Annotated in this window: 20 protein-coding genes; 14 read left to right on the top strand and 6 right to left on the bottom strand. The window is 73.3% G+C overall.

All coding sequences use genetic code 11. From position 1 onward, the window contains the following. Positions 1-2 precede the first annotated feature (2 nt). From ACIQD7_RS10535 to ACIQD7_RS10485, 11 genes are read left to right on the top strand one after another with little or no spacing between them, the layout of a single operon-like run. On the top strand, positions 3-809 hold the full coding sequence (locus ACIQD7_RS10535) for an ABC transporter permease (protein WP_053645523.1): 807 nt from the start codon (positions 3-5) through the stop codon (positions 807-809). Position 810: 1 nt separating this feature from the next. Continuing rightward, positions 811-2064: an MCE family protein gene (locus ACIQD7_RS10530; protein WP_383410432.1), complete on the top strand. Its 1254-nt coding sequence runs from the start codon at positions 811-813 to the stop codon at positions 2062-2064. Continuing rightward, positions 2061-3116, top strand: a complete 1056-nt coding sequence (locus ACIQD7_RS10525; RefSeq protein ID WP_402441269.1) for an MCE family protein — start codon at positions 2061-2063, stop codon at positions 3114-3116. Before ACIQD7_RS10530 ends, ACIQD7_RS10525 begins: the two co-directional genes overlap by 4 nt. Next, on the top strand, positions 3113-4162 hold the full coding sequence (locus ACIQD7_RS10520) for an MCE family protein (protein WP_402441268.1): 1050 nt from the start codon (positions 3113-3115) through the stop codon (positions 4160-4162). The genes ACIQD7_RS10525 and ACIQD7_RS10520 overlap by 4 nt, the downstream gene beginning before the upstream one ends. Next, the gene (locus ACIQD7_RS10515) at positions 4159-5196 is read left to right on the top strand and encodes an MCE family protein (RefSeq protein ID WP_402441267.1); all 1038 of its coding nucleotides are present in this window, start codon (positions 4159-4161) and stop codon (positions 5194-5196) included. The genes ACIQD7_RS10520 and ACIQD7_RS10515 overlap by 4 nt, the downstream gene beginning before the upstream one ends. Beyond that, entirely contained in the window at positions 5196-6509 is a 1314-nt protein-coding gene (locus ACIQD7_RS10510) for an MCE family protein (RefSeq protein WP_402441266.1), read from the top strand. Before ACIQD7_RS10515 ends, ACIQD7_RS10510 begins: the two co-directional genes overlap by 1 nt. Then, positions 6506-7786 carry an MCE family protein gene (locus tag ACIQD7_RS10505; protein ID WP_402441265.1) on the top strand — a complete coding sequence of 427 codons (1281 nt, stop codon included), beginning with the start codon at positions 6506-6508 and terminating at the stop codon, positions 7784-7786. The genes ACIQD7_RS10510 and ACIQD7_RS10505 overlap by 4 nt, the downstream gene beginning before the upstream one ends. Continuing rightward, positions 7783-8313: a hypothetical protein gene (locus tag ACIQD7_RS10500; protein ID WP_402441264.1), complete on the top strand. Its 531-nt coding sequence runs from the start codon at positions 7783-7785 to the stop codon at positions 8311-8313. The genes ACIQD7_RS10505 and ACIQD7_RS10500 overlap by 4 nt, the downstream gene beginning before the upstream one ends. Continuing rightward, positions 8310-9065, top strand: coding sequence for a hypothetical protein (locus ACIQD7_RS10495; protein WP_402441263.1), 756 nt, complete (start codon positions 8310-8312; stop codon positions 9063-9065). The genes ACIQD7_RS10500 and ACIQD7_RS10495 overlap by 4 nt, the downstream gene beginning before the upstream one ends. A 32-nt stretch (positions 9066-9097) precedes the next feature. Beyond that, a complete protein-coding gene (locus ACIQD7_RS10490) occupies positions 9098-9640 on the top strand; it encodes a nuclear transport factor 2 family protein (protein ID WP_121830001.1) in 543 nt (180 codons plus the stop codon). 51 nt (positions 9641-9691) lie between these two features. Then, positions 9692-10444 carry a hypothetical protein gene (locus tag ACIQD7_RS10485; protein WP_402441262.1) on the top strand — a complete coding sequence of 251 codons (753 nt, stop codon included), beginning with the start codon at positions 9692-9694 and terminating at the stop codon, positions 10442-10444. A 162-nt stretch (positions 10445-10606) separates the two neighbouring features. Here ACIQD7_RS10485 and ACIQD7_RS10480 read toward each other — a convergent pair whose 3' ends face one another. Then, positions 10607-11392, bottom strand: coding sequence for a putative protein N(5)-glutamine methyltransferase (locus ACIQD7_RS10480; protein ID WP_402441261.1), 786 nt, complete (start codon positions 11390-11392; stop codon positions 10607-10609). Beyond that, positions 11385-11867: a glutathione peroxidase gene (locus ACIQD7_RS10475; RefSeq protein ID WP_121830004.1), complete on the bottom strand. Its 483-nt coding sequence runs from the start codon at positions 11865-11867 to the stop codon at positions 11385-11387. Before ACIQD7_RS10475 ends, ACIQD7_RS10480 begins: the two co-directional genes overlap by 8 nt. Before the next feature lie 42 nt (positions 11868-11909). On the opposite strand from ACIQD7_RS10475, the gene ACIQD7_RS10470 reads away from it, so the two are divergent. Beyond that, positions 11910-12137 carry a DUF6011 domain-containing protein gene (locus ACIQD7_RS10470; protein WP_121830005.1) on the top strand — a complete coding sequence of 76 codons (228 nt, stop codon included), beginning with the start codon at positions 11910-11912 and terminating at the stop codon, positions 12135-12137. A 110-nt stretch (positions 12138-12247) separates the two neighbouring features. Further along, positions 12248-13318: an RNA ligase (ATP) gene (locus ACIQD7_RS10465; RefSeq protein ID WP_402441260.1), complete on the top strand. Its 1071-nt coding sequence runs from the start codon at positions 12248-12250 to the stop codon at positions 13316-13318. A gap of 16 nt (positions 13319-13334) precedes the next feature. Here the strand turns inward: ACIQD7_RS10465 and ACIQD7_RS10460 are convergent, their stop codons facing one another. After that, positions 13335-14198: an acyl-CoA thioesterase gene (locus tag ACIQD7_RS10460; protein ID WP_402441394.1), complete on the bottom strand. Its 864-nt coding sequence runs from the start codon at positions 14196-14198 to the stop codon at positions 13335-13337. Between the two features lie 14 nt (positions 14199-14212). Further along, positions 14213-16726: a DEAD/DEAH box helicase gene (locus ACIQD7_RS10455; RefSeq protein WP_402441259.1), complete on the bottom strand. Its 2514-nt coding sequence runs from the start codon at positions 16724-16726 to the stop codon at positions 14213-14215. Positions 16727-16857: 131 nt separating this feature from the next. Here ACIQD7_RS10455 and ACIQD7_RS10450 point away from each other — a divergent pair, with 131 nt between their 5' ends. Continuing rightward, positions 16858-17649, top strand: coding sequence for a metal-dependent hydrolase (locus ACIQD7_RS10450; protein ID WP_121830008.1), 792 nt, complete (start codon positions 16858-16860; stop codon positions 17647-17649). A 71-nt stretch (positions 17650-17720) separates the two neighbouring features. Here ACIQD7_RS10450 and ACIQD7_RS10445 read toward each other — a convergent pair whose 3' ends face one another. Beyond that, entirely contained in the window at positions 17721-19502 is a 1782-nt protein-coding gene (locus tag ACIQD7_RS10445; RefSeq protein WP_121830009.1) for an ABC transporter ATP-binding protein, read from the bottom strand. Continuing rightward, the gene (locus tag ACIQD7_RS10440) at positions 19499-21340 is read right to left on the bottom strand and encodes an ABC transporter transmembrane domain-containing protein (protein WP_402441258.1); all 1842 of its coding nucleotides are present in this window, start codon (positions 21338-21340) and stop codon (positions 19499-19501) included. Before ACIQD7_RS10440 ends, ACIQD7_RS10445 begins: the two co-directional genes overlap by 4 nt. Positions 21341-21375: the final 35 nt, after the last annotated feature.

The following is a 21375-nucleotide window of genomic DNA, read 5'->3' as shown; positions in this document are numbered from 1 at the left end:
CGATGGCCTCCCCGTTCGTCTGGCTCGACCGCTCCGGCGACCAGCTCCTGTTCTACGTCCGGGCCCTGCTCTGGATCCCGCGGACCCTGCGCCGTTACCTCAAGGAGGTGCAGCGGCTGCTCGCCGAGGTCGCCTTCGGCTCCGGCGGCCTCGGCGTCATCGGCGGCACCATCGGCGTGATGGTCGCGATGACGCTGTTCACCGGCACCGTCGTCGGCCTCCAGGGCCACGCGGCCCTCGAACAGATCGGCACCGCCGCCTTCACCGGCTTCGTCTCCGCCTACTTCAACACCCGGGAGATCGCCCCGCTCGTCGCCGGGCTCGCCCTCTCCGCGACCGTCGGCGCCGGCTTCACCGCCCAGCTCGGCGCCATGCGCATCAACGAGGAGGTCGACGCCCTCGAAGGCATGGGCATCCGCTCCATGCCGTACCTGGTCACCACCCGCATCATCGCGGGGGTCGTCGCCATCGTCCCGCTCTACGCGATCGGCCTGCTCTCCTCCTACCTGGCCTCCCGCTACGTCACCGTCCTCTTCAACGGCCAGTCGGCGGGCACCTACGACCACTACTTCAACCTCTTCCTGTCACCGACGGACGTCCTCCTGTCGGTGCTCAAAGTGCTGATCTTCAGCGTGATGGTGATCATCGCCCACTGCTACTACGGCTTCCGCGCCTCCGGCGGCCCCGCCGGCGTCGGCATCGCCGTCGGCCGCTCCGTGCGCAACGCCATCGTGCTGATCAGCGTCACCGACTTCTTCCTGTCGCTGGCCCTCTGGGGCGCGACCACGACCGTGAAGGTGGCGGGGTGAGATGAGCGACACCCGAGGCGCGACCCTGCGCCGCCGGTCCGCCGGCATCGTCTTCCTGCTGGTGCCCGCCCTGCTCGCCTGGCTGGCGGTCGCCGTCTACGAGAAGCGCTTCACCGCGTCCGACCCGGTCGTCGTCGAGACCGGCAGCGTCGGCAACGAGATGCACCTCGGCGCCGAGGTGAAGCTGCGCGGCGTCGTCGTCGGCGAGGTCCGCGCCATCGACACCACCGGCACCGGAGCCCGGCTCACCCTCGCCATGCGCCCCGGCACCCTGGACCACGTCCCCTCCGACGTACGCGCCCAGATGCTGCCCACCACCCTCTTCGGCGAACGGTTCGTGGCCCTCGTACCGCCCGGGAACCCCTCGACGCGCCCCCTCGGCCCCGGAGCCGTCATCCCCGAGGACCGCTCCGGCAACGCCGTCGAACTCCAGCAGGTCCTCGACAACGTCCTGCCCCTGCTGACCGCCGTCCAGCCGCAGAAGCTCTCGGCGACCCTGTCGGCCGTCTCCCAGGCCCTGGAGGGACGCGGCGACAAGCTCGGCGACACCCTCAGCCGGCTCGACGCCCACCTGCGCGAGTTCAACCCCCACCTGCCCACCCTCAACCGCGACCTGAAAGAACTCGTGAAGGTCAGCCACCTCTACGCGGACGCCGCCCCGGACATCGTCACCGCGCTCACCGACTTCACCACCACCAGCGGCACCCTCGCCGAGAAGGAGGCCGAACTGACCGGCACCCTCGGCGCCACCACCCGCACGGCCCAGGACCTGACCGCCTTCCTGCGCCAGAACAAGGACAACATCATCCGGCTCAGCGCCACCAGCAGGCCCACCCTGGAGCTGCTCGCCGAGTACTCCCCGTCCTTCCCCTGCACCCTGCGCACCCTCGCCCAGTTCGTGCCCGCCATGGACAAGGCGCTCGGCAAGGGCACGAACCGGCCCGGACTCCACGTGAACGTCACCACCGTGCCCTCGCGCGGGGCGTACGTCCCCGGCCGCGACGCCCCCTCCTACGGCTCCGGCGGCGGCCCGCGCTGCCACCCCGTGCCCTACCTCGGCGTCCCGGCCGCACCCGCCGCCCGGGCCTCCACCGCCGCCGACCAGGACCTCGGGCCCGCCAACTCCCCGCAGGAGAACGACCTCGTCAACGAACTCCTCGCCCCCGCCGCGGAGAAACGGCCCGGCGACCTGCCGGACTGGAGCAGCCTCCTCGCCGGACCCGCCTTCCGCGGAGCGGAGGTGACCCTCCGATGACGACCCCGTCCGCCCACACCCGCCGGCGCGGCCTGACCGGGACGGTCCTGAAGTCCCTCGTCTTCGTCCTGGTCACGGCACTCGCCACCACCGTCCTCGGCTTCAGCATCGCCAACACCGGCGTCGGCACCGACACCCGCTCCTACAAGGCCCTGTTCACCGACGTCACCGGCCTCGCCGAGGGCGACTCCGTCCGCATCGCCGGAGTGAAGGTGGGCGAGGTGACCGACGTCCGCGTGGTCGAACGGCGCACCGCCCAGGTCACCTTCACGGTCCGCGAGGACCGCTCCCTGCCCCGCTCCGCGACCGCCGCCGTGAAGTACCTCAACATGGTCGGCCAGCGGTACGTCTCCCTCGACCGGGGCAGCGGCGACCTCTCCGGCACCCTCCGGTCCGGGGAGACCATCCCGCTGGAGCGCACCACGCCCGCGCTCGACCTCACCCTGCTCTTCAACGGCTTCAAGCCGCTCTTCGAGGGCCTCTCGCCCGCCGACGTCAACGACCTCGCCGGCTCCCTCGTCCAGGTCCTCCAGGGCGAGAGCGGAACCGTCGACAGCCTCCTGCGGCACATCGGCTCCCTCACCAAGACCGTCGCCGCCAAGGACAAGGTCATCGGCCAGGTCGTCACCCACCTCAACACCGTCCTGACCACCCTCAACAACCGCGAGGCCGGCTTCAACGAGCTCGTCGTCACCCTCCAGAAGCTCGTCACCGGCTTCAACGCCGACCGCAAGCCCCTCGGCCAGGCCGTCCAGGCCATCGGCGACCTCACCACCACGACCGCCGGACTGTTCCGGGAAGGCCGCGCCCCCCTCAAGCAGGACATCCGCGAACTGGGCCGGCTCTCCGGGAACCTCGGCGACCGCACCTCCGACATCGAGGACTTCCTCGCCCGCACCCCCGCCAAGATGACCGCCCTGGCCCGCCTCTCCTCCTACGGGTCGTGGTTCAACCTCTACCTCTGCGAGGCGCGCGTGAGCGGCGTGGGAACCTCCGACGGCTCCAAGCCCCCGACCGGCATCACCGTGACCGAATCGAGGTGCCGCGGATGACCGCCCGCCCCCGGTTCAAGCCGGTCAAGGAACGCAGCCCGGTCGCCGTCGCCGTCGTCGGACTCCTCCTCCTCGCCCTCCTCGCCGCCCTGGCCTACAACGTGGAACGGCTCCCCCTCGTCGGCGGCGACACCGCCTACAGCGCCGACTTCACCGAGGCCGCCGGACTCGACGAGGGCGACGAGGTCCGCATCGCCGGCGTCAAGGTCGGCAAGGTCACCGGAGTCGCCCTCGACGGACCCAAGGTCAAGGTGACGTTCGAGGTCGGCGACGCCTGGGTCGGCGACCGGTCGACCGCCGCCATCGCCATCAAGACCCTCCTGGGCGAGAAGTACCTGGCGCTCGACCCGCTGGGCTCCGCCCCGCAGGACCCCGGGACCCGCATCCCGCGCTCCCGCACCACCTCCCCGTACGACGTGACGCAGGCCTTCCAGGACCTCAGCGGCACCGTCGACGCCATCGACACGAAGAAGCTCGCCGAGAGCTTCGAGACGATCTCCGACACCTTCAAGAACTCCCCGCCCCACGTCCGCAACGCCGCCACCGGCCTCTCCGAACTGTCCCGGTCCGTCTCCAAGCGCGACACCGAACTCGCCCGCCTCCTGGAGAACAGCAAGAAGTTCACCAGGACCCTGGAGGGCAAGAAGTCCAGCTTCGAGACCCTCATCGAGGACGGCGGCTCCCTGCTCGGCGAGCTCAAGAAGCGCCGCGAAGCCATCCGCGCCCTGCTCAAGGGCAGCAGGGAACTGGGCACCCAGCTCAGCGGCCTCGTCGGCGACAACGACCGGCAGCTCGGCCCGACCCTGAAGGCCCTCGGCCGCGTCACCGCCGTCCTGGAGAAGAACAGCGGCCGGCTCGACGAGACCCTCGCCCTCGTCGGCCCGTACTACCGGCTCGTCGGCAACACCCTCGGCAACGGCCGCTGGTTCGACAGCTACCTGTGCGGCGTGGTGCCCCGGAACTACCTGCCCGAAGCCTCGCAGCCCACGACCGGATGCCTGCCGCCGAAACAGACGGCGACGGCCAAGGGGAGCGGTGAACGATGACCAAGCCCAGAACGCCCCTCGTCGCCGGACTCGCCCTCGTGGTCCTCGCCGCCTGCGGATTCGTCGCCGTGCGCGTCCTCGAACCCGACGGCACCCGCATCACCGCGTACTTCGACCGGGCCGTCGGCGTCTACGCCGGATCCGACCTGCGCGTCCTCGGCGTACGGGTCGGGGAGGTCGAGTCCGTCGAACCCCAGGGCACCCGCGTCCGCGTCCGGCTCCACCTCGACGAGGGCGTCCTCGTCCCCGCCGACGTCCGGGCCGCCGTCGTCGCCCCGAGCATCGTCGCCGACCGCTACGTCCAGCTCGCCCCCGCCTACGGCACCGGACCCGCCCTCGCCGACGGCGCCGAACTGCCCGCCTCCCGCAACCGCGTCCCCGTCGAGATCGACCAGCTCTACGCGTCGATCACCGACCTGAGCGAGGCGCTCGGCCCGAACGGCGCCAACTCCGCCGGAGCCCTGTCCGAACTCCTGGACACCGGCGCGAAGAACCTCAAGGGCAACGGCGCCTCCATCGGCACCTCCATCGAGGAGTTCGGCAAGGCCGCCAAGACCCTCGACGGCAGCAGCGAAAAGCTGTTCACCAGCCTCGGACAGCTCCAGACCTTCACCACCATGCTCAAGAAGAAGGACGGCGACGTCCGCACCGCGCAGGAACGCCTGGACGAGGTCGTCGGCTACTTCGCCGACAACAAGGACGACCTCACCGGCGCCCTCAAGGAGCTCGGCAAGGCCCTCGCCCAGGTCAAGACCTTCATCAAGGACAACCGCGGCGAGCTGAAGAAGAACGTCGACCGGCTCGTGCCCCTCACCCAGACCCTCGTCGACCAGCGCGCCTCCCTCGCCGAGGCCCTCGACGTCGGCCCGCTCGCCGCCGGCAACCTCGTCAACGCGTACAACCCGGAGACCCGCACCCTCGACGGCCGCGCCAACCTCAACGAGATCAGCGCGGGCGGACCGCTGCTCCCGCTGCCGGCGACCGGCGGCTCCGCGACCGGCGGCTCCGCCGCGGGCACCGGGAAGGGGGAGTGATGGCACGCTCCGCCTCGACCTCCGGGAAGCTCCTCGGCGCCGGAGCCGTCGGCACGATCGCCCTCGGCCTGGGCATCGCCGTCGTCCTCGGGGTGGTCCCGGCCAACCCGCTCCGGTTCGACGGCATCGAGGACCTGCCGCTGCCCGGCGGCGCCGACCTCGGCCCCCACCCCTACACGGTCACCGCCGAACTCGAGGACGTCCTGAGCCTCGCGCCGCAGTCCGCGGTCAAGGTCAACGACGTCGCCGTCGGCCGCGTCACCGCCATCGAGCTGGTGCCCGGCAGCTGGACCGCCCGGGTCACCCTGAAGATCAACGGCGCCGTCCGGCTCCCCGCCGACGCCGGCGCCCGCCTGGAGCAGTCCAGCCTCCTGGGCGAGAAGTACGTCCAGCTCGTCGCACCGGGCGGGACCGGGACCGGTCCGGGCGGGACCGGCGTCCAGCGGGCCGCCGCGCGCCGGGACGGCGGCGAACTCACCGACGGCAGCGTCATCCCGCTGGCGCGCACCGGCCGGAACACGGAGGTCGAGGAGGTCTTCGGCGCCCTGTCCCTGCTGCTCAACGGCGGCGGCGTCAACCAGCTCAAGACCATCACCCGGGAGCTCAACGCGGCGCTCGGCGGCCGCGAGCCCGAGGTCCGCTCGATGCTGAAGCGGGTGAACACCCTGGTCACCAACTTGGACGCGCACCGCGGCGACATCACCCGCGCCCTCGACGGGGTCAACCGGCTCTCCGCCACCCTCGCCGGCCGCAAGAAGGACGTCGACACGGTCCTCACCGGCCTCTCGCCCGGCCTGAAGACGCTGGAGAACCAGCGGGGCTCCCTGCTGACCATGCTGCGCGCCCTGGACACCCTGTCCGGCGTCGCCGTCTCCACCGTCAACGCCAGCAAGCAGGACATGGTGGCCGACCTGAAGGCCCTCGCGCCGACCCTGAAGGCCCTCGCGGACGCCGGTGCCGACCTGCCCGCCTCGCTCCAGGTCCTGCTGACGTACCCCTTCACCGACGAGGTGATGCGGGGCATCAAGGGCGACTACCTCAACACCTATCTGCACCTCGCCGCCGTCCCCGGCACCGAGGTGATCCCGCCCCTGGTCCCCGGGGCAGACCCCGCCCCCGAGCCCACCCCGTCGCCCCCGGAGACGACCGACCCGGAACCCGAACCGGAGCCGGAGCCGGAACCCGAGCCGGAGCCGGAACCCGAGCCCGAGCCGGGCGCCCGCCAAGGACAGGGCCGGAGTACCGGAACGACCCTGCCGCTGCCCCCGGTCCACACGGGCGGCACCCCGACGCACGGAGGCGAGAACCGGTGATCACCCGTACCGTACGGCTGAAGAATCTCGCGTTCCTCGTCATCGCCGTCCTCGTCCTCGGCTTCGTCGGCATCCGCTACGCGGACCTCGGCCGCCACGTCGGCGTCGCCGACCACTACACCGTCAAGGTCCACCTCGCCCGCACGGGAGGCCTGTTCACCCACTCCGACGTCACCTACCGGGGCGTCTCCGTGGGCCGCGTCGGCGACATCGGCCTCACCGCCGAAGGGGTCGTCGCCGAGCTGCGCATCAAGAAGTCGGCCGCCCGGATCCCCGCCGACGCGAAGGCCGTCGTCGCCGGGCTCTCCGCCGTCGGCGAGCAGTACATCGACCTGCGCCCCGAGAGCGACGGCGGCCCCTACCTCGCCGACGGCGCCCGCATCGAGCAGACCGACACCCAGGTGCCCGCGCCGGTCACCGACGTGCTCACGAGCATGAACGACCTCACCTCCTCCGTGCCGCTGGAGTCCCTGCGCACCGTCGTCGACGAGTTCGGCAAGGCCTTCGAGGGGCACGGCGACGACCTCCAGGTCCTCCTCGACAGCGGCAGCGGCTTCGTCCGGGCCGCCGACCGGGCGCTGCCGTCCACCGTCCGGCTCATCGACGACGGGGAGGTCGTCCTGCGCACCCAGGCCGACGAGAGCCGCGCCATCCGGGGCTTCGCCACCGGAGCGCGCGACCTCGCCGCCGCCCTCAAGGGCTCCGACGCCGACCTGCGGCGCGTCCTGACCGTCGCCCCCGACGCGGCCGGCCAGGTCAGCGGCCTCCTGCGCGACCTCGACCCGAGCCTGGGCGTCGTCCTCGCCAACCTCCTGACCACCTCGGAGGTCGCCGTCACCCGCCAGCGCGGCATCGAGGAACTGCTCGTGAAGTACCCGGCGGCCGTCTCGGCCGGAGCCACCGCCGTCGACGGCGGAAAGGTGAACTTCGGCATGGCCGTCACCTTCTTCAAACCACTGCCCTGCACCTCCGGATACGGCGGTACGCGCTACCGCAACGGCCTCGACCTGGGCACCGCGCCCGCCCTCAACACCGGCGCGGCCTGCACGGGTTCCGCCGCGGCCGGGGTCAACGTGCGCGGCTCGGCGAACGCCCCGAAGGGCGGCCCCGTCCCCGCCCCTGCCAAGCCCGGATCCCTCCTCTCGGGCAGCGCGGGCGGCGGTGCGCCGGGCTCGCCGGGGCAAACCCTGCCCGGCGCGCTCGCGCTGCCGGGCCAGGGCGCCGGACCGGTGGACATGGCCGGGCTCCTCGGCCTGAGCACCGGGAGCGCGCGATGAGGCGGGCGAGGATCCTCGGCGCCGGCGCCCTCGTCGTCGCCCTCGGCTTCTGCGGGACCGGCGCGTGGACCTACGCGCAGGCCCGCGCCGACGAGGGCCTCTCCTTCGGCCGCGAACGGGACGCCGCGCTCGCCGAGGGCCGGCAGCGCCTCGCCGTGCTGAACACGCTCGACGCCTCGTCCCGCGAACGCGCCGCGGCGGGCATCCGGGCCTGGCGCGACGCCTCCACCGGCCCGCTCCGCACCGAACTGGGCCGCACCGAGCCCGTGGTGGGCGCCTCGGCGCGCGCCACGGTCACCGAGGCCGCCCTCACCGCGCTCGACACGCGGGCCGGTACGGCGAAGCTCATCGCGACCGTACGCGTCGACGTCACCCCGCGCGGGAGCGCCGCTCCGACCAGCGACCGCAAGCGCCTGGAAGCCGTCCTGACGCGCACCGGCGAGGACACGTGGAAGGTGGCGGCCCTGAGCGCGGTCCCCGTCACCGGCGTGGCGGACGGCGAACAGAAGGAGGGCGGGGACGAGTGACACGACTCCTGCGCGGAACGACCGACCGGACCCCGGAGACCCCGGAGACCCCGGAGACCTCGGAAACCCCGGAAACCCCGGAAACCCCGGTGGATCCTGAGACCCCGGAGCCCGACGGGAAGGAGACCCGGGACGCACCGGACATCCTCGAAGACGAAGACGAAGACGAAGACGAAGACGAAGACGAAGACGAAGACGAAGACGAAGACGAAGACGCGGGCGGTGACGGCGACAGCGGCGGCAACCGCTTCACCCCCCGATGGCGGACGGTCGTCCTCGTCACGGCCCTCGCCGCCCTCCTCCTCGGCGGAAGCGCGTTCTTCCACGGAGCCCACCAGCTCCGGTCGACCCCGGCCGCCCGCAACCACGCGCTCACCGACACCGCCGCCACCGTCCGCGTCGGCGGCGACGTCGGCGAGGGCCTGGCCCGGATCTTCTCCTACGCGCCCGCCCGGGCCGACGCCGCCGAACGCTCCGCCGCGTCCGTCCTCTCCGGCCGCGCCGCCTGCCAGTACACCGAACTGTTCGCCCAGGTCCGCGAGAGCCTGACCGCACAGCGCCTCACCCTCACCACCCAGGCCGTCCGCACCGGGGTGATCGAGCTCAAGGGGAACACCGCGCGCCTCCTCGTGTTCCTCGACCAGACCTCGCGGCGGGACGGGGCGCCCGCCACGTCCGCCGCCGCCCAGCTCACCGTCACCGCGGAGTTCCGGGACGACCGGTGGCTGATCGTCGACATCAAGGCCCGCTGAGCATGAGCGGCAGCGGGAGACGGGAGCACTCCATGACACGCGCGTTCCGCACCCCGGCGGGGATCGGGCCGGCCCTGGCCGTGGCCCTCGTGCTCACCCTCGTCGCGGGCGCCTTCGCGGCCTGGGCGGGCCGGGACTGGTACGCCGCGGCCCACGACGACTCCGCCGCGTACGGCGCGCAGCGCGACCGGGTGCTCGCGGCGGGGGAGCAGGCCGTGCAGAACCTCAACACGCTCGACCACCGGCGCGTGGACCAGGGCCTCGACCTCTGGGAGTCCTCCACGACCGGCGAACTCCACCAGCAGCTCGTGGACGGGCGCACGGAGTTCGCCGGGCAGGTGAAGGCCGCGAAGACGGTGACCACGGCCCGGGTGCTGTCCGGCGCCGTCACGGAGCTCGACGACCGCGCGGGGCGGGCCCGGCTGCTCGTCGCCCTGCGCGTCACCGTCACGACGCCCGACAGCAAGAGCACGGACAAGGACAGCCGGATGCTGGGCGAACTCACCCGCACCGACGGCCGGTGGAAGCTCAGTGCTCTGGGGCAGGCCCCCGTGGGCGGCACGGCGACCGGCTGACCGGCCCGGACCGTACCGCGAGAGCCGCCCGCACCCGAAAGGACACGCACGATGCCCACGCCCCGCCACCACCTCAACCGCCAGCGCCGCCGCCAGGCCCTCGCCGCCGCGCCCGAGGACACGGCCCCCCGCCCCCGCGCCTCCGTGGGCGTCCTGACCGGGCCCGCCCCCGGTGCCGGTCGGCGACCGGCGGCGAAGCCCGTACGGGAGACGGCCGGGGCGCCGGAGGAGGACACCGCCGCGAGCGGGTCCGGGCCGCGCAGGCTCGTCCCCCTCATGGTCCTCTGCGTCCTGACCCTCCTCCTCGGCGGCTTCGCCGGATGGGCGCACGGCCGGGCGGGCGAGCTCCGCGACGACCCCGCCCGGAGCAACACGGCCCTCACCGACCTGGCCCGCACCAGCGAGATCAAGGGGCAGACTGCGGCGGCCGTCGCCGCGCTCTTCTCCTACGACCACGCCGACACGGCCCCCTTCGAGAAGGCCGGGAAGACCCTCCTCACCGGGAAGGCCGTGGAACAGCACCGGACCCTGCTCGGCGGGGTGCTCGCCCGGGCGGCCGAGCAGAAGACGGTGATCACCACGACGGTCACCGACAGCGCGGTCGAGCGGATCGACGGCGAACGCGCCCGCGTCCTGGTCTACGCCGACCAGAGCAGCGTGAGCACGGCCGGGACCGCCAAGACCGGGGGCAAGCAGTCGAAGGCCCAGGACCAGGGGGTCTACGCGGGCGCCATGTTCGCCGTGGACGTCGTCCACCGCGACGGCCGCTGGCTCGTCGAGAACATCGACACCTTCGGCCGCTGAGCTGCGGGGCTGCTGGGCCACCGGGCCGCCGGAACGCCGAGTCCCTGAGTCACCGGGCCGCCGAGCCGCTGGAACGCCGAGTCCCTGAGTCCCTGAGTCACCGGGCCGCCGAAACGTCGAGCCGCCGCATCACCGAGCCCCCGCCCAGGACACCCCTACGCCTCACCCCGCCCGCCGCGTGGCGATCAGCACCGTCGCGTACCTCTCGCCGCACGTGACGACCTCCGCCGCCAGGCCGTGCGCGGCGACCGTCTCCGCCGCCCGGTCCGCCTGTCGTTCGCTCGTCTCCACCAGCAGGTGGCCGCCCGGCGCCAGCCACTCCGGCGCCCCGGCGGCGACCCGCCGCAGCACGTCCAGGCCGTCCGGGCCGCCGTCGAGCGTGACGAGCGGCTCGTGGTCGCGGGCCTCGGGCGGCAGCAGGCCGATGTCCCCGGTCGGCACGTACGGCACGTTGGCGACCAGGACCTCGACCCGGCCCCGCAGCCCCGGCGGCAGCGGCGCGAACAGGTCCCCCGCGTACACCCGGCCGCCGCGCGGCTCGACGTTCCGCCGGGCGCACTCCACCGCCGCCGGCTCGACGTCCGAGGCGTGCACCTCCGCGCCCGCGACCCGGTCGAGGAGCACCGCGCCCGCCGCCCCCGAGCCGCAGCACAGGTCGACGCAGAGCGCGCCGGGCGCGGCGAGGGCCACGGCCCGCTCCACCAGGAACTCGGTCCGCCGCCGGGGCACGAACACCCCCGGGTCCACGGCGATCCGCAGCCCGGCGAACCCGGCCCACCCCACGACGTGCTCCAGGGGCAGACCGGAGGCCCGCCGCTCGACCATCGCGTCGAGCCCGGCGGGCCCGGGAGCCGCCGCGATCAGCAGCGCGGCCTCCTCCTCGGCGAAGACGCAGCCGGCGGCCCGCAGCCGCTCGACCACCCCCGCGCCGGACACCACGTCAGACAAGCTGCGCCTCGATGGCCGCCACGACCTCGGGGGCGTCCGGCTCGGTGCGCGGACGGAAGCGGGTGACCTGCCCGTCCCGGCCGATGAGGAACTTCTCGAAGTTCCACTGCACGTCACCGGCCTCGCCGTCGGCGTCCGCGACCTTCACCAGCTCCGCGTAGAGCGGGTGGCGGTCCGCGCCGTTGACGTCCGTCTTCTCCAGGAGCGGGAAGGACACCCCGTAGGTGGTCGAGCAGAACGTCCGGATCTCCTCCGCGCTGCCCGGCTCCTGGCCCGCGAACTGGTTGCAAGGCACGCCGAGCACGGTGAGGCCGCGCTCCCCGTACTCCTTCTGCAGCCGCTCCAGACCCGCGTACTGCGGGGTCAGACCGCACTTGGAGGCGACGTTCACCACCAGGACCGCGCGGTCCCGGTAGTCGGCCAGGGAGACGGGCTCGCCGGTGAGGGTCTTCAGGGGGATGTCGTACAGGCTCATGGCCGCTCCTCGTGCGCACGGGGGATGGGGTTTGATCTGACCATGGGTGACGAACCACTGGCAATCTCGATCGATTCCGCCACGGAGGGGGCACCGCGCCGGGTGCGCTGCCGCCTCTGCGGCCGCCCCCTGACGGGCGCGGACTCGCGCCGCACCGGACTCGGCCCGGCCTGCGACGCCAAACTCCACCCGCCGGGCCCGGACATCCGCACCCGCCGCCACGAGGTGGAGCAGGACGTCCTGCCGGGCCTGGACCCGCCGGGAGCCTGAGCCGCGCGACGCTACCAGCCGGGAAAACCGGTGGGCCAGCGGTTTCCCGGCCGGGCAGGGTGGCCGGGATGAGAGCGGCACCCGAGCCACCGGAACCGGAGTACTGAACCGTGTCGACCCTGCGCGTCACCGCCGAAGTCCTGACCGTCCACCCGCATCCCAACGCCGACGCCCTGGAACTGGCCCAGGTCGGCCTCTACCGGGCCGTCGTCGCCAAGGGCGCCTACACGACCGGCGACGCCGCCGTCTACATCCCCGAGCAGGCGGTGCTGCCCGCCGCCCTCATCGAGGAGCTGGGACTGACCGGGCGCCTCGCCGGGGGGAACGCGGACCGGGTCAAGGCGGTGCGGCTGCGCGGGGAACTGTCCCAGGGGCTCGTCTGCCGGCCCGCCGCCCTCGCGGACACCGACCTGGTGCGGGCCGCCGCCGAGGGCACCGACTTCGCGGAGCGGCTCGGCATCGTCAAGTGGGCGCCGCCGATACCGACGCACATGAGCGGAGACGTGGAGGCCGCGCCCGACCTGCTGCCCTGGGTCGACGTCGAGAACCTCCAGCGCTACCCGGACGTCTTCGAGCCGGGCGAGCCCGTCGTCCTCACGGAGAAGCTGCACGGCACGGCCTGCCTGCTGACGTACGGGGCCGGGGACGGGCGCGTCCAGGTCTCCTCCAAGGGCTTCGGGGCCAAGGGCCTCGCCCTCAAGGAGGACCCGCGCAACCTGTACTGGCGGGCCGTCCACGGCCACGGCCTGGCCGCCGTCGCCGAGCGCCTGGCGCAGCGCCTCGGCGCCCGCCGCGTCGGCCTCTTCGGCGAGGTGTACGGCGCCGGGGTCCAGGACCTGGCGTACGGCGCCGACGCCCGGAGCGGGACCGTCGGATACGCCCTCTTCGACGTGTCCGCCGAGATCGACGGACAGGTCCGCTGGCTGGACCCGGCCGAGGTCCTGGAGCCCGGCGAGGTCCCGCTCGTCCCGCGCCTGTACTCCGGCCCGTACGACCTGGACACCGTCCTCGCCCACGCCAGCGGCCGGGAGACGGTCTCCGGCCGGGAGGCGCACCTGCGGGAGGGCGTCGTCGTGCGGTCCGCGACCGAGCGGTACAGCCCGGTCCTGGGCGGCCGGGCCATCGCCAAGGCGGTCAGCCCGGCCTACCTCACCCGCAAGGGCGGCACCGAGTTCGAGTGACGGCCGCCGGGGGCCGTCACAGCTTGCGGAACAGGCCCTCCTGGACCACCGACACCAGGAGCCTGCCCTCGCGGTCGTAGATCCGGCCCCGCGCGAGCCCCCGGCCGCCCGTGGCGATCGGGGACTCCTGGTCGTACAGGAACCATTCGTCCGCCCGGAACGGCCGGTGGAACCACATCGCGTGGTCGAGCGACGCCATGTCGAAGCCGCGCGGGCCCCAGAGGGGCTCAATGGGGATCCGGACCGCGTCGAGCAGGGTCATGTCCGAGGCGTACGTCAGGGCGCAGGTGTGGACCAGCGGGTCGTCGCCCAGCGGCCCCACGGCCCGCATCCACACCGCGCTGCGCGGATCGGCGCCCTCGACCTCCTCCTTCGTCCACCGCAGCCGGTCCACGTACCGGATGTCGAAGGGCTGCCGGCGGGCCATCCGCTCCAGGGCCTCCGGCAGCTCGCCCAGGTGGTCGCGGATCTCGTCCACCAGCATCGGCAGGCTCTCCGGGTCCGTCATGTGCCGGGGCGGCAGCTGGTGCTCGAAGCCCGCCTCCTCCGGCCGGTGGAAGGAGGCCGTCAGATTGAAGATCGTCCGCCCCTCCTGCACCGCCGTGACCCGGCGGGTCGTGAACGAGCGCCCGTCGCGCACCCGTTCCACCTGGTACACGATCGGCACTCCGGGACGGCCCGGCCGCAGGAAGTAGGCGTGCAGCGAGTGCACCGGCCGGTCGTCCTCCACGGTCCGGCCGGCCGCCACCAGGGCCTGCCCGGCGACCTGCCCGCCGAAGACCCGCTGGAGCGACTCCTGCGGGCTGCGGCCCCGGAAGATGTCGACCTCGATCCGCTCCAGGTCGAGCAGGTCCACCAGTCTCTCGGCGGGATTGGTCACCACGGCAACTCCTCCTACAGCTGTCCGACGGACGTGACGCGGACGACCGCGCGCCCCTCCTCGTCGGAGGCCGCGAGATCCACCTCCGCACTGATGCCCCAGTCATGGTCGCCGTTGGGGTCGGCGAAGGTCTGGCGGACCCGCCACAGGCCGTGGGCGGCGTCCTCCTCGATGTTCAGCAGCTTCGGACCGCGCGCGTCCGGGCCCGTGCCGAGGTCGTCGTACTCGTCCCAGTACGCGTCCATCGCCTCGCCCCACGCGTCCGCGTCCCAGCCGGACTCGGCGTCGAGCTCGCCGAGCGCGTCGACGTTGTCCAGGGCGGCCAGCTCCACCCGGCGGAACATGGCGTTGCGCACCAGGACCCGGAAGGCGCGGGCGTTCGCCGTGACCGGCTTGACCTGGTCGGCCTTCTCCTGGGCCTCCTCGGCCGTCTGGACCTCCGGATTGGCCAGCTGCTCCCACTCGTCGAGGAGCGAGGAGTCCACCTGGCGGACCATCTCGCCCAGCCAGGCGATCAGGTCCTCCAGGTCCTCGGTCTTCAGGTCGTCCGGGATGGTGTGGTCCAGCGCCTTGTACGCGCTCGCGAGGTAGCGCAGGACGATGCCCTCGGTCCGCGCCAGCTCGTACCAGGAGGTGAACTCGGTGAAGGTCAGGGCCCGTTCGTACATGTCGCGGATGACCGACTTCGGCGACACCGGGTGGTCGCCCACCCACGGGTGCGAGGTCCGGTAGACGTTGTACGCGTGCCAGAGCAGCTCCTCCAGCGGCTTCGGGTACGAGATCTCCTGGAGCCGCTCCATCCGCTCCTCGTACTCGACACCGTCCGCCTTCATCCTCCCCACGGCTTCGCCGCGCGCCTTGTTCTGCATGGCGGCGAGGATCTGGCGCGGGTCGTCGAGCGTCGACTCCACGACGGACACCATGTCCAGGGCGTACGAGGGGGATTCGGGGTCGAGCAGGTCGAACGCGGCGAGCGCGAACGTCGACAGCGGCTGGTTGAGCGCGAAGTCCTGCTGGAGGTCGACCGTCAGCCGGATCGTGCGGCCCTCGGCGTCCGGCTCGTCCAGCTGCTCCACCACGCCGCCGTCGAGCAGCGAGCGGTAGATCGCGATGGCCCGGCGGATGTGCCGCAGCTGCGCCTTGCGCGGCTCGTGGTTGTCCTCCAGGAGCTTGCGCATGGCCTCGAAGGCGTTGCCCGGCCGGGCGATCACCGAGAGCAGCATGATGTTGGTGACCTTGAAGCGGGAGGTCAGCGGCTCGGGTTCGGCCGCGATCAGCTTCTCGAACGTCGTGTCGCTCCAGGCGACGAAGCCCTCGGGGGCCTTCTTGCGGACGACCTTGCGGCGCTTCTTCGGGTCGTCGCCGGCCTTCGCGAGCGCCTTCTCGTTCTCGATGACGTGCTCAGGGGCCTGCGCGACGACCAGACCGGCCGTGTCGAAGCCGGCCCGGCCCGCCCGGCCCGCGATCTGGTGGAACTCCCGGGCGCGCAGCGTGCGCACCCGGTTGCCGTCGTACTTGGTGAGGGCCGTGAAGAGCACCGTGCGGATCGGGACGTTGACGCCCACGCCGAGCGTGTCCGTCCCGCAGATCACCTTCAGCAGACCGGCCTGCGCCAGCTTCTCCACGAGCCGCCGGTACTTCGGCAGCATCCCCGCGTGGTGCACGCCGATGCCGTGCCGCACGTACCGCGAGAGGTTCTGGCCGAACTTGGTGGTGAAGCGGAAGTTGCCGATCAGCTCGGCGATCTTGTCCTTCTCCTCGCGCGTGCACATGTTGATGCTCATCAGCGACTGCGCGCGCTCGACGGCCTGCGCCTGCGTGAAGTGCACGATGTAGACGGGCGCCTGCCTGGTCTCCAGGAGCTCCGTCAGGGTGTCCGTGATGGGCGTGAGCCGGTACTCGTACGACAGCGGCACCGGCCGGGTCGCGGAGCGGACCACCGAGGTCGGCCGGCCCGTGCGCCGCGTCAGGTCCTTCTCGAACATCGACACGTCGCCGAGCGTCGCCGACATCAGGACGAACTGCGCCTGGGGGAGTTCGAGGAGCGGGATCTGCCAGGCCCAGCCGCGGTCCTGCTCGGCGTAGAAGTGGAACTCGTCCATGACGACCTGGCCGATGTCGGCGTACTTGCCGTCCCGCAGCGCGATCGAGGCGAGGACCTCCGCCGTACAGCAGATCACCGGCGCGTCCGCGTTCACGGAGGCGTCGCCGGTCAACATGCCGACGTTCTCGGTGCCGAAGAGCTTGCACAGGTCGAAGAACTTCTCCGACACCAGCGCCTTGATCGGCGCGGTGTAGAAGGTCACCTGGTCGTTCGCGAGCGCCGTGAAGTGCGCCCCCGCCGCGACCAGCGACTTTCCCGATCCGGTGGGGGTGGACAGGATCACGTTCGCCCCGGAGACGACCTCGATCAGCGCCTCTTCCTGGGCCGGGTAGAGCGTGATGCCCCGCTCCTCGGCCCAGGAGGAGAAGGCCTCGAAGAGGGCGTCGGGGTCGGCGGTCGGCGGGAGCTGGTCGATAAGGGTCACGCCCCCATCTTGCCTGGATTCCGTCCGGAGGAGGGAACCGGCCGGCGACGGTGTTGATCACGAGCGGTAGGCTCGTCCGTCGACCGGACGTCAACCGAGCGCCGGCAGGGGAGAAACGGGGCGGGCCAACCATGATGGGACCGGCGCACTCGCTGTCCGGAGCGGCGGCCTGGCTGGGGGTCGGGGCCCTCGCGGCGGCCTACGACCGCCCGATGCCCTGGCCGGTGCTCGTCGTCGGCGCGCTCATCTGCGCGGGCGCCGCCCTCGCCCCCGACCTCGACCACAAGTCCGCGACCATATCCCGCTCCTTCGGCCCCCTCTCCAAGATCCTCTGCGGGATCATCGACAAGCTGTCGTACGCCGTCTACAAGGCCACCCGCTCCAAGGCCGACCCCCGGCGGACCGGGGGACACCGGACCCTCACCCACACCTGGCTCTGGGCGGCCCTGATGGGCGTCGGGGCCTCCGCGGCGGCGGTCGGCGGCGGCCGGTGGGCGGTCCTCGCCCTCCTCTTCGTCCACGTCGTCCTGGCCGTGGAAGGCCTCCTGTGGAAGGCCGCCCGCGCCTCCAGCGACGTCCTGGTCTGGCTGCTCGGCGCGGCCGGCGCCTGGATCATGGCGGACATCCTCGAAGACCCCGGCAACGGCGCGAACTGGTTCTTCACCGGCCCCGGCCAGGAGTACCTGTGGCTCGGGCTGCCGATCGTCCTCGGCGCCCTCGTCCACGACATCGGCGACGCCCTGACGGTCTCGGGCTGCCCGGTCCTCTGGCCCATACCCGTCGGCCGCAAGTTCTGGTACCCGGTCGGCCCGCCCAAGTTCATGCGGTTCCGGGCCGGCAGCTGGGTCGAGCTGAAGGTCCTCACCCCCGCCTTCATGCTCCTGGGCGGGATCGGCGCGGTCTTCGCGCTCGGCCTGGTGTAGCCCCGCCCGTACGCGAAGGGGCCCGCACCGGACATCCGGTGCGGGCCCCCTCGCGTACGCCCCGGGCCCGGTCACCCGTGCCAGGACCGCCACAGCGCCGCGTACGCCCCGTCCGCCGCGACCAGCTCCTCGTGGCTGCCCAGCTCGCTGATCCGGCCGGACTCGACCACCGCGATCAGATCGGCGTCGTGCGCGGTGTGCAGCCGGTGCGCGATCGCCACGACCGTGCGCCCGTCCAGGACCCGGCCGAGCGACCGCTCCAGATGGCGGGCCGCCCGCGGGTCCAGCAGCGAGGTCGCCTCGTCCAGGACCAGGGTGTGCGGATCCGCCAGGACGAGCCGGGCCAGGGCGATCTGCTGGGCCTGCGCCGGGGTGAGCGACCGGCCGCCCGAGCCCACCTCGGTGTCCAGGCCCCCGTCGAGGGCCCGGGCCCAGCCCTCCGCGTCCACGGCCGCGAGCGCCGCCCACAGCTCGGCGTCGCCGGCCCCGGTCCTGGCGAGCAGCAGGTTGTCCCGGAGGGAGCCCACGAAGACGTGGTGCTCCTGGTTGACCAGGGCCACGTGCTCGCGGACCCGCTCGGCGGGCATCCGCGCCAGCTCGGCCGCCCCGAGGGTGACCGACCCGGCCCGGGGCGCGTACACCCCCGCGAGCAGCCGCCCGAGGGTGGACTTGCCCGCGCCGGACGGACCGACCAGGGCGAGCCGGGTGCCCGGCGCCACCCGCAGGGACACCTCGTGCAGCACGTCGACGCCCTCCCGGTAGCCGAACCGCACCCCGTCCGCCCGCACCGTCCGGCCCTCGGGCCGCACCTTCCCGTCGCCCGCCTCCGGCTCGATCTCCCGGACGCCCACGAGCCGGGCCAGGGACACCTGCGCGACCTGGAGCTCGTCGTACCAGCGCAGCACGATCCCGACCGGCTCCACCAGCATCTGCGCGAGCAGCGCGCCCGTGGTCAGCTGCCCCACGTCCATCCAGCCGCGCAGCACGAACGCCCCGCCGAGCAGCAGCACCACGCACAGCACCACCACGTGCGTGAGGTCGACGACGGGGAAGAGCACCGAGCGCAGGAAGAGCGTGTACCTCTCCCACGCGACCCAGCGCCCGACCCGCCGGTCCGACAGGGCGACGCGGCGCGCGCCGAGGCGGTGCGCCTCGACCGTGCGGCCCGCGTCGACGGTCTCCGCCAGCGCGGCGGCCACCGCCGCGTACCCCGCGGCCTCCGAGCGGTACGCCGAGGGCGCCCGCCGGAAGTACCACCGGCAGCCCACGACGAGGAGCGGCGCCGCGAGGAGCGGGGCGAGCACCAGCGGCGGGGCGGTCACCACGAGGCCGCCGAGCAGCAGCCCCGCCCACACCACGCCGATCGCCAGCTGGGGCACGGCCTCGCGCATGGCGTTGGCGAGCCGGTCGACGTCCGTGGTGATCCGGGAGAGCAGGTCGCCGGTCCCGGCCCGTTCGAGCACGCCCGGCGGCAGGCCCACCGAACGCACCAGGAAGTCCTCGCGCAGGTCCGCGAGCATCTCCTCGCCGAGCACCGCCCCGCGCAGCCGTACGAGCCGCACGAACACGGCCTGGACGAGCAGCGCGACCGCGAACAGCGCGACCGTCCGCTCCAGGTGCAGCTCGCGCGCCCCGGCCGCCAGGTCGTCCACCACCGAGCCGAGCAGGTACGGTCCGGCCATCGAGGCGATCACGGCGACCGCGTTCACCCCGACGAGCAGGGCGAACGCCCGGCGGTGGCGGCCGAACAGCTCGCGGACGTAGCCGCGGACGGTCGCGGCCGTGGCGACGGGCAGCGTCGTCGCCGTCGTCGGGGCCGCCGGGTCGTACGAGGGCGGCGCCAGGCCGATCATGCCGATTCCCCTTCCAGTGCTTCGAGCGCGTCTGCTTCGAGCGCGTCCCCGGGAGCGGGGACGGCGGCGAGCTCCTCGTCCGTCTCGCGGGTGACGACCGCGCGGTAGCGGGGCTCCCGGGCGAGTAGCTCGCGGTGGGTGCCGACCGCGACCGCCGCGCCGTCGTGGACCAGGACCACCCGGTCGGCGCGGTCCAGGAGCAGCGGCGAGGAGGCCAGGACCACGGTGGTCGCGCCCGCCCGCAGCCCGGCGATCCCGGCGGCCACCCGCGTCTCGGTGTGCGCGTCGACCGCCGAGGTCGGCTCGTCGAGGACCAGCACCTCCGGGTCGGCCACCAGGGACCGGGCGAGCGCGAGGCGCTGGCGCTGGCCGCCGGAGAGCGACCGGCCCCGCTCGGTGATCCGGGTCCGCATCGGATCGCCCCCGGTGTCCACGGACGCCTGGGCCAGCGCGTCGAGCACGTCCTCGCAGCGGGCGGCGGCCAGCGCGTCCCCGGCCCGCACCGCGCCCGACGCGGGCACGTCGAGCAGCTCGCGCAGGGTGCCGGAGAGCAGCACCGGGTCCTTGTCCTGCACGAGGACGGCGGTACGGGCAGCCTCCAGCGGCAGCGCGTCGAGTGGGACCCCGCCGAGGAGCACCGAGACGTGCTCGGGACCGGGGTCGGCCGGATGGCCGCCGAGCCGGTCCGCGAGCCGCCCGGCCGCGTCCGGGTCGCCGCAGACGACGGCGGTGAACAGACCGGCCGGGGCGCGCACCCCGGTCAGCGGGTCGTACAGGTCGCCGGACGCCCGGCGCTCCCCGCCCCCGTCCCCGGTCCCGTCCTCGGTCCCGGTGGCGGTGGTCGTGCGCGCGAGCGCGAGGACCCGCGCGGCCCGCTTCGCGGACGGCCGGGAGAAGGCGAAGGCCATCGCGATCTCCTCCACGGTGCGCAGCGGATGGTGGGCCAGGGCCACGGCGCCGTAGACGGTGACCAGTTCGCCGACCGTGATCCGCCCGTCGAGCGCGAGCCGGGCGCCGTACACCACGACCGCGATGAGCAGCAGACCGGGCAGCACGACCTGGACCGCGGAGATCAGCGCCCACATGCGGGCGCTGCGGACGGCCGCCCCGCGCACCTCCTGGGAGGCGGCGCGGTAGCGGTTCAGGAACAGCTCCTCGCCGCCGATGCCGCGCAGCACGCGCAGCCCGGCGACGGTGTCGGAGGCCAGCTCCGTGGCCCGGCCCGCCTTCTCGCGCTGCTCGTCGGCCCGCCGGGTCGCGCGGGGGAGCAGCGGCAGCACGGCGAGGGCGAGGACGGGGACGCCCACGGCCACCACCGCGCCCAGGGCAGGCTGGTAGACGAGGAGGCCCGCGCAGATGGCGACCAGGACGAGGACGCTCGCCGCGAACCGCGACAGGGCCTCGACGAACCAGCCGATCTTCTCGACGTCCCCGGTGGAGACGGCGACGACCTCGCCGGCCGCGACCCGCCGGGTCAGCACGGAACCCAGCTCGGCGGTCTTGCGGGACAGCAGCTGCTGCACCCGGGCGGCGGCGGTGATCCAGTTGGTGACGGCGGTGCGGTGCAGCATCGTGTCGCCCGCCGCGATCGCGATCCCGAAGGCGACGAGCAGCGCCCCGGCGAGCCCGAGCCGCCCGCCGTCGCGGTCCACCACCGCCTGGACGGCGAGCCCGATGCCGAACGGCAGCCCGGCGATGCCCGCGTAGTGCAGCAGTCCCCAGGCCAGGGACCTGAGCTGCCCGCCGAGTTGTCGGCGGCCGAGCCAGACGAGGAACCACGTGCCCGAACGGACGTCGGGGGTCCCCGGGTCGGCGTAGGGAAGATCTCGAATCTGCATGGCGTCCCAGGGTCTCCGGGTCCTTCTGGGGGAAC

Origin of the sequence: Streptomyces sp. NPDC093071 (assembly GCF_044754545.1) — a bacterium.
In the GTDB taxonomy this organism is placed as follows: Bacteria; Actinomycetota; Actinomycetes; order Streptomycetales; family Streptomycetaceae; genus Streptomyces.
Note: the sequence above shows the minus strand (reverse complement) of the source record. Positions and strands in the feature narration are given on the sequence as shown.

Coding starts and splice junctions, on each gene's coding strand:
- ACIQD7_RS10535 (WP_053645523.1), top strand. CDS start 3: ATGGCCTCCCCGTTCGTCTGGCTCGACCGCTCCGGCGACCAGCTCCTG.
- ACIQD7_RS10530 (WP_383410432.1), top strand. CDS start 811: ATGAGCGACACCCGAGGCGCGACCCTGCGCCGCCGGTCCGCCGGCATC.
- ACIQD7_RS10525 (WP_402441269.1), top strand. CDS start 2,061: ATGACGACCCCGTCCGCCCACACCCGCCGGCGCGGCCTGACCGGGACG.
- ACIQD7_RS10520 (WP_402441268.1), top strand. CDS start 3,113: ATGACCGCCCGCCCCCGGTTCAAGCCGGTCAAGGAACGCAGCCCGGTC.
- ACIQD7_RS10515 (WP_402441267.1), top strand. CDS start 4,159: ATGACCAAGCCCAGAACGCCCCTCGTCGCCGGACTCGCCCTCGTGGTC.
- ACIQD7_RS10510 (WP_402441266.1), top strand. CDS start 5,196: ATGGCACGCTCCGCCTCGACCTCCGGGAAGCTCCTCGGCGCCGGAGCC.
- ACIQD7_RS10500 (WP_402441264.1), top strand. CDS start 7,783: ATGAGGCGGGCGAGGATCCTCGGCGCCGGCGCCCTCGTCGTCGCCCTC.
- ACIQD7_RS10490 (WP_121830001.1), top strand. CDS start 9,098: ATGACACGCGCGTTCCGCACCCCGGCGGGGATCGGGCCGGCCCTGGCC.
- ACIQD7_RS10485 (WP_402441262.1), top strand. CDS start 9,692: ATGCCCACGCCCCGCCACCACCTCAACCGCCAGCGCCGCCGCCAGGCC.
- ACIQD7_RS10475 (WP_121830004.1), bottom strand. CDS start 11,867: ATGAGCCTGTACGACATCCCCCTGAAGACCCTCACCGGCGAGCCCGTC.
- ACIQD7_RS10470 (WP_121830005.1), top strand. CDS start 11,910: ATGGGTGACGAACCACTGGCAATCTCGATCGATTCCGCCACGGAGGGG.
- ACIQD7_RS10450 (WP_121830008.1), top strand. CDS start 16,858: ATGATGGGACCGGCGCACTCGCTGTCCGGAGCGGCGGCCTGGCTGGGG.
- ACIQD7_RS10445 (WP_121830009.1), bottom strand. CDS start 19,502: ATGATCGGCCTGGCGCCGCCCTCGTACGACCCGGCGGCCCCGACGACG.
- ACIQD7_RS10440 (WP_402441258.1), bottom strand. CDS start 21,340: ATGCAGATTCGAGATCTTCCCTACGCCGACCCGGGGACCCCCGACGTC.